Origin of the sequence: Cupriavidus sp. GA3-3, from assembly GCF_000389805.1 — a bacterium.
Taxonomy (GTDB): Bacteria; Pseudomonadota; Gammaproteobacteria; order Burkholderiales; family Burkholderiaceae; genus Cupriavidus; species Cupriavidus necator_D.
Genome location: NZ_KB944469.1, coordinates 13,238 through 26,415 on the forward strand (window position 1 = coordinate 13,238; position 13,178 = coordinate 26,415).

The window sequence follows — 13,178 nt, forward strand, 5'->3', positions numbered from 1 at the left end:
GCCGCCAGGCATATCCGTCACCTGGCGCGCGCTGTCCGAGGGCTTTGCCACCCCGGCCACGGCGCGCATGGCAACCCCGCACAACATCACCGCAGATCACCGCATTCCGCTTCGGAGAGAATCATGGCCGGTCACTCGAAATGGGCCAATATCAAACACAAGAAGGCCGCCGCTGACGCCAAGCGCGGCAAGATCTGGACCCGCCTGATCAAGGAAATCACCGTTGCCGCCAAGCTCGGCGGCGGCGATGTCGACTCCAACCCGCGCCTGCGCCTGTCGATCGACAAGGCCATGGACGCGAACATGCCCAAGGACAACATCCAGCGCGCGATCCAGCGCGGCGTGGGCGGCATGGAAGGCGCCAACTACGAAGAAATCCGCTACGAAGGCTACGGCCTGGCCGGCGCGGCCATCATCGTCGACTGCCTGACCGACAACCGCACCCGCACCGTGGCCGAAGTGCGCCATGCGTTCTCCAAGCACGGCGGCAACATGGGCACCGAAGGTTCGGTGGCGTTCATGTTCACCCACTGCGGCCAGTTCCTGTATGCCCCCGGCACGCCGGAAGACAAGCTGATGGAAGCCGCGCTCGAAGCCGGCGCCGACGACGTCGTCACCAACGACGACGGTTCGATCGAAGTCACCTGCCCGCCCAACGATTTCTCGGCGGTCAAGGCCGCACTGGAAGCCGCCGGCTTCAAGGCGGAGGTGGCCGACGTGGTGATGAAGCCGCAGAACGAAGTCAGCTTTGCCGGCGACGACGCGGCCAAGATGCAGAAACTGCTCGACGCCCTGGAAAACCTGGACGACGTGCAGGAAGTCTTCACCAACGCGGTGATCGAAGACTAAGCTGCAACAAGCCCCCATCGGCGGCGCCCCGGACACAGCCCAGGCCGCCGCCTTTTAGTATGTGTTTCTTTTCTGGCAGTGATCATGAAAGTATTGGTTGTCGGCTCGGGTGGACGTGAACACGCGCTGGCCTGGAAATTGGCCCAGTCCCCCAAGGTGCAGGTGGTGTACGTGGCGCCGGGCAACGGCGGGACCGCGCTCGACAAGCGCCTGCAGAATGTTCCGCTGACCGACCCCGAGGTCATCGCCGCCTTTGCCGAGCGCGAGGGCGTGGCCTTCACCGTGGTTGGCCCCGAGGCCCCGCTGGCCGCCGGCATTGTCGATATCTTCCGCGCCAAGGGCCTGCGCATCTTCGGGCCGACCCAGGCTGCCGCGCAGCTGGAATCGTCCAAGGACTTCGCCAAGGCGTTCATGGAGCGCCACGGCATCCCGACCGCCGCTTACCAGACCTTCTCCGACGCCACCCAGGCGCACGCCTACATCGACGCCCAGGGCGCTCCGATCGTGATCAAGGCCGACGGCCTGGCCGCGGGCAAGGGCGTGGTGGTGGCGATGTCGCTGGAAGAAGCGCACACCGCGGTCGACATGATGCTGGCCGACAACAAGCTCGGCGACGCCGGCGCGCGCGTGGTGATCGAAGAGTTCCTGGACGGCGAGGAAGCCAGCTTTATCGTGCTGGTCGACGGCAAGAACGTGCTGGCGCTGGCCACCAGCCAGGACCACAAGCGCCTGCTGGATGCCGACGCCGGCCCCAACACCGGCGGCATGGGCGCGTATTCCCCCGCCCCGGTGGTCACGCCCGCGCTGCATGCGCGCGCGCTGCGCGAGATCATCCTGCCGACCGTGCGCGGCATGGAAAAGGACGGCATCCCGTACACGGGCTTCCTGTACGCCGGCCTGATGATCGACAAGGACGGCAACCTGAAGACGCTGGAATTCAACTGCCGCATGGGCGACCCCGAAACCCAGCCGATCCTGGCGCGCCTGAAGACCGACCTGGTCGATGTGATGGAGCACGCCGTCAACGGCAAGCTCGACAGCATCGAGCTGGACTGGGACCGCCGCACCGCGCTGGGCGTGGTGATGGCGGCCTACGGCTATCCCGACAGCCCGCGCAAGGGCGATGCCATCACCGGCATCCCGGCCGAGACCGACGACAGCGTGACCTTCCACGCCGGCACCACCCTCAAGGACGGCACCCTGCTGACCTCGGGCGGGCGCGTGCTGTGCGTGGTGGGCCTGGCCGACACCGTCAAGGCAGCGCAGCGCGCCGCCTATGCCGCGGTCGAGCAGATCCGCTTCGACGGCATGCAGTACCGGACCGACATCGGCTACCGCGCCATCAAGCGCTGATCCTTCCCGGCAAACGCCGTTCCGGCCGGCATGGCTGATCCGCCTTGCCGGCCAGCTTTGGACCTGCGCGACCCGCCGGCCGCCTCAGCCGGTACAATCGTGACAACGCTGTGACGCGCCCGGCAGCCGCCAAGGCTGCCGGGCTGCCCTCAGCCCGGTCCATCCGCTTTCCGCCAACCATGATCGATTCCCAGGCAGTCCGTGCCTATCTGCTCGGTCTGCAAGACCGCATCACCGATGCCATCGGTGCCATCGACGGCCAGCCGTTCCTGACCGACGCCTGGGAGAAACCGCCCACCGAACGCCTGCGCGGCAGCGGCCGCACCCGCATCCTGGAAGGCGGCGCGGTGATGGAGCGCGCCGGCGTGGGCTTCTCGCACGTGAGCGGCGACACCCTGCCGCCGTCGGCCACCGCCAACCGGCCGGAGCTGGCCGGGCGCAGCTTCGAGGCCATGGGCGTGTCGCTGGTGTTCCACCCGCGCAATCCCTATGTGCCCACGGTCCATATGAACGTGCGCTGCTTCCTGGCGCTCAAGCCGGGGGCCGAGCCGGTATGGTGGTTCGGCGGCGGCATGGACCTGACGCCCTACTACGGCGACGCCGGCGACTGCGCGCACTTCCACCGCGCCTGCCAGCAGGCGCTGGCGCCCTACGGCGACGACCTGTACCCGCGCTTCAAGCAGTGGTGCGACGAGTATTTCTTCCTGCGCCACCGCAACGAGGCGCGCGGCGTGGGCGGGATCTTCTTCGATGACTTCTCCGCGCTGGGCTTCGAGCGCAGCTTCGCCATGATGCAGTCGGTCGGCGACGCCTTCCTGGACGCCTACCTGCCGATCCTGCAGGCGCGCAAGGACACGCCCTACGGCGAGCGCGAGCGCGGCTTCCAGGCCTACCGGCGCGGGCGCTACGTCGAATTCAACCTCGTGTTCGACCGCGGCACGCTGTTCGGCCTGCAGTCGGGCGGACGCGCCGAATCCATCCTGATGTCGATGCCGCCGCTGGTGACCTGGCGCTATGACTGGCAACCGGAACCGGACAGCCCCGAAGCGGCGCTGTACACCGATTTCCTGCCAGCGCGCGACTGGGCCTGACGCCTGACCTATGGCCAATCCAGCGCAACACCGCAAGCCCGCCGCCGACGCGGGAGAACCGCCGCAACCGTCCGCCCGCCCCTATCGCCTGGGTATCCTGGGCGGCACATTTGATCCTCCCCACGTCGGCCACCTGGCACTGGCGCGGCTGTGCATCGAACACCTTGGGCTGGATGAGCTGGTGTGGATACCCACCGGCCAGTCGTGGCAAAAAGGCGACGACGTGACCCCTGCCGCCGACCGCCTGGCCATGACCGAACTGGCCGCCGCGGCGCTTGGCGACAGCGGCGCCAGAGTCCGCGTGAGCCGCATGGAAGTGGACCGCGCCGGCCCCAGCTACACCATCGACACGGTACGCCAGCTGCGCGCCGAATACGGCCCCGAAGCCTCGCTGTGCTGGCTGATGGGCGCCGACCAGCTGCTGCGCCTGCACACCTGGCACGGCTGGCAGGCACTGTTCGAACACGTGCATCTGTGCACCGCCACGCGGCCGCGCTTTGAGCTGGCGGCACTGGAGGGTCCGGTGCTGGCGGCACTGGCCGAACGCCAGGCTGACACGCACCTGATACAATGCACGCCCTCCGGCCGGATGTGGATCGACCAGACGCTCGCCGTCGACCTGTCTTCCACCCACCTGCGCCAGCGGCTGGCAGCCGGCCAGCCGGCAGATGACCAACTGCCGCCCGGCGTGGCACACTACATTGCCAACCACGGGCTGTACCGCGACGCCCCGGCCAGGGCATGACCGGGGTTGCACCAGTCCCGGCGCCCACCCCCAACCGATCTCAGCTGAACAAGAAGACACCATGGATATTCGTAAACTGCAACGCGCCATCGTCGACGGCCTCGAGGATGTCAAAGCGCAGGACATCAAGGTGTACGACACCAGCCACCTGACTGAACTGTTCGACCGGGTGGTGATTGCCAGCGGGACATCCAACCGCCAGACCAAGGCGCTGGCAGCGTCGGTGCGGGATACGGTGAAGGGAGCCGGCGGCCATATCGTGGCGGTCGAGGGCCTGGAAACCGGCGAATGGGTGCTGGTCGACTGCGGCGACGCCGTGGTCCACATCCTGCAGCCGCAGTTGCGCCTGTACTACAACCTGGAAGAGATCTGGGGCGACAAGCCGGTGCGCATGAAGCTGGCCGCCGGCGGCCGCGGCCTGGCCAAGGCCAGCGAGCCGATGGACGAGGACGAGGACGAGGCCCCGGTGCGCACCGTGCGCCGCGCCAGCAACCTGCGCCCCGCGCTGGCCCGCCTGCCCGAAGGCATGAAGGAGCCGTCGCCGCCGATGGGCCATGAGGACACCGACGCGGACGCCATCGCCACCATCCGCAAGCCGGCCCGCAAGACCGCCACCAAGACGGCAGCGACCAAGACCGCCGGCACCCGCGCCGCGGCGCCGCGCAAGACCGCTGCCGGCACCACCGCGCGCAAGACTGCAACCAAGACCGCGGCCAAGAAGGCCCCGAGCAAGACCGCTGCCAGCAAGAGCGCAGCAGCCAAGCCGGCCGCGCGCAAGCGCACCACCCGCTCGGCCTGAGTCCCGGCGCGCGGCCGCCCGGCGGCCGCGCAGCATGACCCATCCCCTGCCCCATGCAACTGGTGATCGTGGCCGTCGGCCACAAGATGCCCGGCTGGATCGAAACCGGCTTCAGCGAGTACGCCAAGCGCATGCCGCCCGAGCTGCGCATCGAACTGCGCGAGGTCAAGCCCGAAACCCGCTCGTCCAGCAACAACGCCGCCACCGTGATGCAGCGCGAAGCCGCGCGCATCGAGGCGGTGCTGGGCTCGCTGTCGAAGCAATGCCGCATCGTCGCGCTGGATGAGCGCGGACGCGACTTCACCACCGTGCAACTGGCCGCGCAGCTGACCGACTGGCAGCGCGAGGGCGGCGACGTGGCCTTCCTGATCGGCGGCGCCGACGGGCTCGACCCCGCCCTGAAAGCCCGCGCCAGCACCCTGATCCGGCTGTCCAGCCTGACCCTGCCGCACGGCATGGTGCGCGTGCTGCTGGCCGAGCAGCTGTACCGCGCCTGGTCCGTCACACACAACCACCCCTATCATCGGGCCTGATCCCGGCTGTCGCCGGAAGGCCCCTCCGCCGCGATGCCCGACACCCTGCACGACTATCTTTACCTCGCCTCGCAGAGCCCGCGCCGCCGCGAGCTGCTGACCCAGCTCGGCGTGCGCTACGAACTGCTGCTGGCCGATGACGACGAGGATGCCGAAGCGCTCGAGGCCGTCCAGCCCGGCGAGACCCCCGACGACTACGTCCAGCGCGTCTGCGCGCTGAAGGCCGAAGCTGCGCTGCGCCGTCGCGAACGCCGCGCGCTGCCCGATGCGCCGGTGCTGACCTCCGACACCACGGTCTGCCTGGGCGGCCGCATCCTGGGCAAACCCGCCGACGGCGCCGATGCCGCGGCCATGCTGGGCGCGCTCTCGGGCAGCACCCACCGCGTCCTGACCGCTGTGACGATCGTGTCGACCACGGGCATGCGGCATGCGCTGTCGATCTCAGAAGTCACCTTCCGCCCGATGCAGCCCGCCGAGATCGAACGCTACGTCGCCAGCGGCGAGCCGCTCGGCAAGGCCGGTGCCTACGGCATCCAGGGCCGGGCGGCCGAGTTCGTCGAGCGGATCAGTGGCAGCTATTCAGGTATCATGGGCTTGCCCTTGTTTGAGACGGCGGCGTTACTTCGCCAGGCCCGCCTGCAGTTCTGAGCAGCGCCCTCCGTGCCCAGACAAGACCCGGCCCAGCGCCGGGCCACCCTATACAGCCGGGCCACCGGCGACGCGTTTCACCCGCTATGACTGAAGACATCCTCGTCAACATCACGCCCCAAGAGACCCGCGTCGCCATCGTGCAGCAGGCCGCGGTGCAGGAATTGCATGTCGAACGCACGCTCACGCGCGGGCTGGTCGGCAATATCTACCTGGGCAAGGTGGTGCGCGTGCTGCCCGGCATGCAATCGGCCTTTATCGATATCGGCCTGGAGCGCGCCGCCTTCCTGCACGTGGCCGACATCTGGCATCCGCGTGATGCCGACCGCAACAATTCCACCCCGCAGCTGGCCATCGAGAAAACCCTGTTCGAAGGCCAGGCACTCATGGTGCAGGTGATCAAGGACCCGATCGGCACCAAGGGGGCGCGCCTGTCCACCCAGGTGAGCATCGCCGGGCGCACCCTGGTGTACCTGCCGCAGGACCCGCATATCGGCATCTCGCAGCGCATCGAGGGCGAAGTGGACCGCGAGGCGCTGCGCAGCCGCGTGCAGGGCCTGGTGCCCGACGACGAGCGCGGCGGATTTATCGTGCGCACCATTGCCGAGGAAGCGACCGACGAAGAACTCGGCAACGATATCGCCTACCTGCGCAAGATCTGGGGCGCGATCCGCCAGAACGCCACTACCCTGCCCGCACCCAACCTGCTTTACCAGGACCTGAACCTGGCCCAGCGCGTGCTGCGCGACTTTATCAACGACGCCACCGGCGTGATCCAGATCGACTCGCGCGAGAACTACCAGATGCTGCTGGAGTTCGCCAAGGAATACACCCCGGCGGTGCTGCCGCGGCTGTCGCACTACACCGGCGAGCGCCCGATCTTCGACCTGTTCAATATCGACGCCGAGATCGAGAAGGCGCTGTCGCGCCGGGTGGACCTGAAGTCGGGCGGCTACCTGATGATCGACCAGACCGAGGCGATGACGACCATCGACGTCAACACCGGCGGCTACGTGGGCGCGCGCAACTTCGACGACACCATCTTCAAGACCAACCTGGAGGCGGCCCACACCATCGCGCGGCAGCTGCGCCTGCGCAACCTCGGCGGCATCATCATCATCGACTTCATCGATATGGAGAACGCCGAGCACCGCGACGCGGTGCTGTCCGAGCTGAAGCGAGCGCTCGCACGCGACCGCACCCGCATCACGGTCAACAGCTTCTCGCAACTGGGCCTGGTCGAGATGACGCGCAAGCGCACGCGCGAGTCGCTGGCGCATGTGCTGTGCGAGCAATGCCCGGTCTGCCACGGCAAGGGCCAGGTCAAGACGCCGCGTACGGCCTGCTACGACATCCTGCGCGAGATCATGCGCGAATCGCGCCAGTTCAACCCGCGCGAATTCCGCATCCTGGCCTCGCAGGAAGTGATCGACCTGTTCCTGGAAGAAGAAAGCCAGCATCTGGCGATGCTTGGCGACTTCATCGGCAAGCCGATTTCGCTGCAGGTGGAATCAACGTTCCACCAGGAACAGTACGACATCATCCTGATGTGAAGATGCCGGCGCAGGCATGGAAAGGCCCGCTCACTGGCGGGCCTTTCTGCATTCTGGCCGGACTAGGGCCGGATCACAACTTGCGGACTCACCACGAAGGCAGGTTCGGGCTGGTAATACACAGCCGGCGGCGGCTGGTACACGACCGGCCGGTCCTTGCACTTGCGCTCTTCCTTGTACTCGCCGTTGTCTTTCCACTTGCGCTTGATCTTGCAGTTGCCGACCCAGAACTCTTCCTTGTAGTCGCCGCCCTTGTGCCGGCGCGCGTAGCGGTGATCATCATCGTCGTCCCAGTCGTCATCGCCATGGGCGGCGGCGGAGAGGGTGCCAAGGAGCACGGGCAATACGATGAGGGCAACAAGGGCGCGGGGCTTCATTTTGGCGGCGGCGAGCGATGGTTGAGAAAGGCTAGCACGCCGCGTTCCGCATCTGTGTATCAAGCTGTTTACGAACGTAACTGCGCTGCAGCGCCTGCGCGTGTCCGCTAGCGTCCGTCTCCTTACGGACTCGGTGATGGTCCTACTCCAATTCCGTTTGCCATCCGCTATAACTAAGCCAAGGTAGTCAGCGGCATCCGCACGGATGCCGCGCCCGGCTTGCCGCCCCGATGCGGGGCGCGGCCCGGTCGGCAAGCAAGGAGTCCGGCATGAACGCCACGAACCATGGGACCTGTCTGCTGGCCCTTCTGTTGTCGGTGGCGTGCGCGCCATTGCCGATTGTCAAGCGCGCCCCCGCACCGCCGCCCGAGGCGAAGGGCGAAGCAATCGCCGCCGCGCCCAAGGAGCGCGCCACCCCGATCGCGAACAAGACCATCAACATTGCCGCCGCCTGCAAGCGCACCGAGGAAGACGGCTTCCGCGAAGACGCGCTGATGGACGTCAAGGCCAACGAGGTGCGTGCGCTCAAGTGGAAGCTATGGGTATCGCGGCGCGGCAGTTGCGAATTCAACCTGGCCGAGTTCCGCCAGGTCCGCGCGACCCCGCACATCGAACTGCAGGCCATCGACGGCAGCCAGTGCAAGCTGCTGGTGTGGCAGGATCCGCGCCGCGTGACGCTGGCCCATAACCGCTGCGAGAAGCACTGCACGCCCGGCATCTACGAGCAAGCGTGGCCGGTGCTGTTCGACCCAAAGAGCGGTGCCTGCGCCGAGGTGCGCTGAGCCGCTGCGGCATTACTTCGCTTTCGGCACCCGGCCCATCAGGTAGAACTCGTCGTTCGGGCGCATGCTGACGGTGTTGGCCATCCGGTTCGACAAGCCGAAGAACGCCGTGATCGCGGCAATATCCCAGGCATCCTCCTCGGAAAAACCGTGCTCGCGCAGCGCAGCAAAGTCGGCATCGCCCACTTCATGCGACGCCTTGCACACCTTCATCGCGAAGTCGAGCATCGCGCGCTGGCGCTGCGGAATATCCGCCTTCAGGTAGTTCACCGCCACCTGGTCCGCCACCAGTGGCTTCTTCTCATAGATGCGCAGGATCGCGCCATGCGCCACCACGCAGTACAGGCACTGGTTGGCACCGGAAGTCGCCACCACGATCATCTCGCGCTCGCCCTTGGTCAGGCCGCCCTCCTTGAGCATGAGCGCGTCGTGGTAGGCGAAGAACGCGCGGAACTCGTCGGGACGGTGCGCCAGCGCCAGGAAGACGTTGGGGACGAAGCCGGCTTTTTCCTGGACTTCCAGGATGCGGGCGCGGATGTCGTCGGGGAGGTCGGTCAGCGCGGGAACGGGGTAGCGGCTGATGGCGAATGCCGGGTCGGACATGGTGGTCTCCTGTTGGATAGGCGTCATCGATCGTGAGCTTCTGATGCAGATACTAACGGATCGGCATGGGTGTGGCGGGCGCCATGTCGCCCATGCATCGCACGGACACATGTCCCCTGCATAAGGCATACTACGCACCTTCCGAACCAGGCAGGCATACTGCCCACCATACTGTTCCTGATGAAACGTATTCTCATCGTCAAGCTGACCTCTCTCGGCGACATGGTGTTCACCCAGCCGCTGGTCGCGGACCTGCAGCGGGCCTTTCCCGGCGTCAAGATCGACTGGATCGCCGACTCATATTGCGCCGACGTGCCGCGCTGGAATCCGAATATCGAGCGTGTGATTTCCGCGCCGCTGCGCGGCTTCAAGAAATCGCGCAATTGGGCTGGCTTGCGTGCGATCTTCAGCGCGCTGCGTGAACTGCGTCGCGAGAAGTACGATGCGGTGCTGGACGTCCACGGCGTCTACAAGAGCGCCATCGTGACGTTCCTGGCACGCACGCGCAATCGCTATGGCTACCCCGTGGCAGAGTTGGGCGAGAGCGGCGCCCGCTTCGCCTACAACCATGTGTTCCAGCCATTTGTCGAAGAAGATTGCGCGCGGCAGCGGATGCGCCGCGCCGTCAGCCGCGCCCTGGGCTATGAGCTGACCAGGGACATGGACTACGGCCTGGAGATGCCAGCAGACACGCCGGCGCCGGCCGCCAAGGGTCCGTACGCGATGCTGTTCCATGCCACCTCGAGCGAGGAAAAGAAGTGGCCGGTCGCCGACTGGATCAGCGTGGGCAGCGCGATCTCGGCGCGCGGGCTGCGCGTGCTGGTGCCCTGGGGCAACGACGCGGAGCGCAAGGAAGCCGAAACCATCGCCGCCAGCGTGCCCAACGCCGAAGTGATGCCACGCCTGAGCATCACCGGTGTGGCGCAGATGGTAGGCAAGGCATCGCTGGTGGTTGGCATGGACACCGGCTTCGTGCATATCGCCGATGCGCTGCGCCGCCCGACCGTGATCCTGTTCACGACCACGTCGCGCCACCTGTACGGCGTCGATGCGCCGGGCCGCGCGGTCTCGCTGGGCGGCGGCGGCGTGGTGCCGCGGCGGGATCAGGTGCTGGCTGCCATCGATGAAGTGCTGGGCGTGCAGCCGCCCGTCACCTCGCCAAACTGAGCACGAAGGAAACGACAAAGGCCGGCGCAAGCGCCGGCCTTTGTCGTTGGCAGGTCCGTTACCCTTGCTGCGTCGCGAACTGGATCCGGTGCAGCCCGGCGTACAGGCCGTTGGCCGCAAGCAACTGCGCGTGCGTGCCCTGCTCCGCCACGCGCCCGTGGTCCAGCACCGCGATGCGGTCAGCATTCTCGATGGTGGACAACCGGTGCGCAATCACCAGCGTGGTCCGGCCCTTCATCAGTTCCTCCAGCGCCGCCTGGACCTGGCGCTCGGACTCCGAATCCAGTGCCGAAGTCGCCTCGTCCAGGATCAGGATCGGCGCGTTCTTATACAGCGCCCGGGCAATCGCCAGCCGCTGGCGCTGACCGCCGGACAGCTTCATGCCGTTGTCGCCAATATTGGTGTTCAGGCCCTCCGGCAGCCCCTTGACCGTTTCCGTCAGGTAAGCGGCCGCCAGCGCGCGCTCAACGCGGGCCATGTCGATCTCGCGGTCGGATTGCGCGCCATATGCCACATTGGCGGCGACGGTGTCGTTGAACAGCACCACGTCCTGGCTGACGAAGGCAATCTGGTTGCGCAGGTCCTTCAGCGACAACTCGGTCAGCGGCGTGCCATCCAGCAGGATGCGCCCGCCAGTCGGGTCGAAGAAGCGCGGCACCAGGTTGACCAGCGTGGTCTTGCCGCTTCCCGACGGGCCCACCAGCGCCACCACTTCGCCCGGACTGACGCGCAGCTCAATGCCCTCCAGCGCGGCGCGCGATGCTTCACCGTAGCGGAAGCCGACTTGCTCGAAGGCCAGCTCGCCACGGGCACGACCCAGCATCTTGCCACCGTCCTGCGGCTCGATCGGTTCATCGATCAGCCGGAAGATCATCTCGGCTGCGGTGATGCCGCGTGTCAGCGGCTGGTTGATGTCGGTCAGGTGCTTGAGCGGCGAGATCAGCAGCAGCATCGCCATCACAAAGCCGGTAAAACCGCCCACCGTGGTCTGGTTAGCCTGCGCCTGCACCATCGCAATGGTGATGATCACCGACAGCGCCAGCGCGGCCAGGAAGGCCGTGACCGGCTGGTTCAACCCGCCGGCAACCGCCATGCGCATCGAGTAGTTCTTGAGCCGCTCGGCCACGGTGCGGAAGCGGCCCATCTCGTAGGCCTCGCCGCCGTGCAGCTTGACCACCTTGTAGCCGCCCACGGCCTCTTCCACGACATAGGCAGCGTTGTTGGTAAAAGCCTGGTGATCGCGGTTGAGCTTGCGCAGCCGGCGGTTGATCTTCGACATCAGGTAGCCGATCACCGGCAGGATCACCGCCACGATCAGCGTCAGGCGCCAGTTGGTATAGAACAGGTAGATCAGCAGCGCGACAACCGTCAGCGAGTCCCGCACCAGCGTGATAAAGACGCTGGTCAGGATCTGCAGCACCTGGTTGACCTCGAAGATCACGGCGTTGATCAGCGAAGCCGCCGTGTTGCGGTGGAAGAACGACGCCGGCGCCTGCAGCAGGCGCTCGAACATCTGCAGGCGCATCTTCAGCAGCACGCGGTTCGAGATCAGGTTCAGCAGGTAGCCCGAGGCAAACTGCGCCACGCCGCGGATCAGGGCCACGCCGGTCAGGATGGCGGGGACATGCCACAGCGTGCCGGCGTAGTCGCCGCCGAAGCCCTTGTCGAGCAGGTCATTGACAACCTTGGGGATCACCCCTTCGCTGCCCGCAACCACGGCCATGGCGAGGATAGCGCCGATGAAGATGCGTAACTCGGGGCGCAGGTAAGACCAGAGCCGGCTGGCCATGCTGGACGGCACGGCGGCACCTGGCGAAATGGGCGGTTTGGATGTGGTCACTGATATTTCTTGTGTGTGGAGGCGGCGTGCCGGCCCGGCGCTAGCCCGGCCGCTTCTGCCGGGCTACCCGAAGGAAGGGCCTGACGATGAGCTGGAACAGGAAGCGCTGATAGACGTAGCGGCGCAGATAATAGCCGATGCTGCGCTGAGCCTTGTCGGTGGCGTCCAGGTCGGCGCGATGCGTTTCGAGCGACGAGGTCTCGGCCAGCTCGGTCAGGCCGATGCAATATGGCACCACCGCACTGACCGACACCAGGCCCTGCTTTTCGAAGGCCGACCAGTAGTCGGCCGCGCACCACATCGGCTGCAAGCCCGCCAGCAGCCGTCGCGCTGCGGCACGCGTCACCACGTAGCCGTGCGCGCGCCACCATTCGCCGTAGCGCCTGACCAGGCGTCGTTCACCGCCGAGCCTGCGGGCACCCCAGCGGGTGTACTTGTCGACATGGGACAGCAGCACTACCTCGGCCCGGTCCGGATCCAGGCGCGACTCCAGGTCGGCCAGCACGGTTGCCAGGTCGGGGCCAGGCGAAGCATCGTCCTCCAGCACCAGCGCAAAGGCGGCGCCGTCGTCGAGCATCTTGCGGTATACACCGAGGTGGCTCAACCCGCACCCGACCTCGCCCCGGCTCATTGGCCGGTAGCGCGCGGCGGCGGCCGCGGCATCGTACTTGCTGGCCACTTCCTGCTCCGCCAGCACGCGGCCATCCACGGCCCGGAACACCTGGAACGGGATGCCAAGGCCCGCCAGCTGGCCGGAAATGCGCTCCCGGCGTTCCCGCGCGGAGTCGAGATTGATGACGTAGGCGCCGATCATGCGGCCAGCACCAGTGTGTCCAGT

14 protein-coding genes are annotated in these 13,178 nt (G+C 66.8%); 10 read left to right on the forward strand and 4 right to left on the reverse strand.

Going from position 1 to position 13,178, the window contains the following annotated elements:
• Positions 1-123 precede the first annotated feature (123 nt).
• From C265_RS08230 to rng, 8 genes are all read left to right on the forward strand, one after another.
• Complete coding sequence (locus C265_RS08230) at positions 124-849, forward strand: YebC/PmpR family DNA-binding transcriptional regulator (protein ID WP_010812905.1); 726 nt, start codon at positions 124-126, stop codon at positions 847-849.
• Between the two features lie 84 nt (positions 850-933).
• Complete coding sequence (gene purD / locus C265_RS08235) at positions 934-2,202, forward strand: phosphoribosylamine--glycine ligase (protein WP_010812906.1); 1,269 nt, start codon at positions 934-936, stop codon at positions 2,200-2,202.
• A gap of 179 nt (positions 2,203-2,381) precedes the next feature.
• Positions 2,382-3,293 carry an oxygen-dependent coproporphyrinogen oxidase gene (gene hemF, locus C265_RS08240; RefSeq protein WP_010812907.1) on the forward strand — a complete coding sequence of 304 codons (912 nt, stop codon included), beginning with the start codon at positions 2,382-2,384 and terminating at the stop codon, positions 3,291-3,293.
• Between the two features lie 10 nt (positions 3,294-3,303).
• Positions 3,304-4,038: a nicotinate-nucleotide adenylyltransferase gene (locus C265_RS08245; protein ID WP_010812908.1), complete on the forward strand. Its 735-nt coding sequence runs from the start codon at positions 3,304-3,306 to the stop codon at positions 4,036-4,038.
• 61 nt (positions 4,039-4,099) lie between these two features.
• Complete coding sequence (gene rsfS, locus C265_RS08250; RefSeq protein ID WP_010812909.1) at positions 4,100-4,837, forward strand: ribosome silencing factor; 738 nt, start codon at positions 4,100-4,102, stop codon at positions 4,835-4,837.
• Positions 4,838-4,890: 53 nt separating this feature from the next.
• A complete protein-coding gene (gene rlmH, locus C265_RS08255; RefSeq protein WP_010812910.1) occupies positions 4,891-5,370 on the forward strand; it encodes a 23S rRNA (pseudouridine(1915)-N(3))-methyltransferase RlmH in 480 nt (159 codons plus the stop codon).
• A 33-nt stretch (positions 5,371-5,403) separates the two neighbouring features.
• Positions 5,404-6,018: a nucleoside triphosphate pyrophosphatase gene (locus C265_RS08260; protein ID WP_010812911.1), complete on the forward strand. Its 615-nt coding sequence runs from the start codon at positions 5,404-5,406 to the stop codon at positions 6,016-6,018.
• An 86-nt stretch (positions 6,019-6,104) separates the two neighbouring features.
• On the forward strand, positions 6,105-7,571 hold the full coding sequence (rng, locus tag C265_RS08265) for a ribonuclease G (RefSeq protein ID WP_010812912.1): 1,467 nt from the start codon (positions 6,105-6,107) through the stop codon (positions 7,569-7,571).
• A gap of 62 nt (positions 7,572-7,633) precedes the next feature.
• Here rng and C265_RS08270 read toward each other — a convergent pair whose 3' ends face one another.
• On the reverse strand, positions 7,634-7,948 hold the full coding sequence (locus C265_RS08270) for a hypothetical protein (RefSeq protein WP_010812913.1): 315 nt from the start codon (positions 7,946-7,948) through the stop codon (positions 7,634-7,636).
• A 269-nt stretch (positions 7,949-8,217) separates the two neighbouring features.
• Here C265_RS08270 and C265_RS08275 point away from each other — a divergent pair, with 269 nt between their 5' ends.
• Positions 8,218-8,730: a hypothetical protein gene (locus C265_RS08275; RefSeq protein ID WP_010812914.1), complete on the forward strand. Its 513-nt coding sequence runs from the start codon at positions 8,218-8,220 to the stop codon at positions 8,728-8,730.
• A 12-nt stretch (positions 8,731-8,742) separates the two neighbouring features.
• On the opposite strand, the gene C265_RS08280 is transcribed toward C265_RS08275, so the two are convergent.
• Positions 8,743-9,333 carry a peroxidase-related enzyme gene (locus tag C265_RS08280; protein WP_010812915.1) on the reverse strand — a complete coding sequence of 197 codons (591 nt, stop codon included), beginning with the start codon at positions 9,331-9,333 and terminating at the stop codon, positions 8,743-8,745.
• A 180-nt stretch (positions 9,334-9,513) separates the two neighbouring features.
• Between C265_RS08280 and waaC the strand changes: the two genes are divergently transcribed.
• Positions 9,514-10,500 carry a lipopolysaccharide heptosyltransferase I gene (gene waaC, locus C265_RS08285; RefSeq protein WP_010812916.1) on the forward strand — a complete coding sequence of 329 codons (987 nt, stop codon included), beginning with the start codon at positions 9,514-9,516 and terminating at the stop codon, positions 10,498-10,500.
• A 58-nt stretch (positions 10,501-10,558) separates the two neighbouring features.
• Here the strand turns inward: waaC and msbA are convergent, their stop codons facing one another.
• Positions 10,559-12,289 (reverse strand): lipid A export permease/ATP-binding protein MsbA, encoded by a 1,731-nt coding sequence (msbA, locus tag C265_RS08290; protein ID WP_010812917.1) that lies wholly within the window; start codon positions 12,287-12,289, stop codon positions 10,559-10,561.
• A gap of 91 nt (positions 12,290-12,380) precedes the next feature.
• On the reverse strand, positions 12,381-13,154 hold the full coding sequence (locus C265_RS08295) for a glycosyltransferase family 25 protein (protein WP_010812918.1): 774 nt from the start codon (positions 13,152-13,154) through the stop codon (positions 12,381-12,383).
• Positions 13,155-13,178 lie beyond the last annotated feature (24 nt).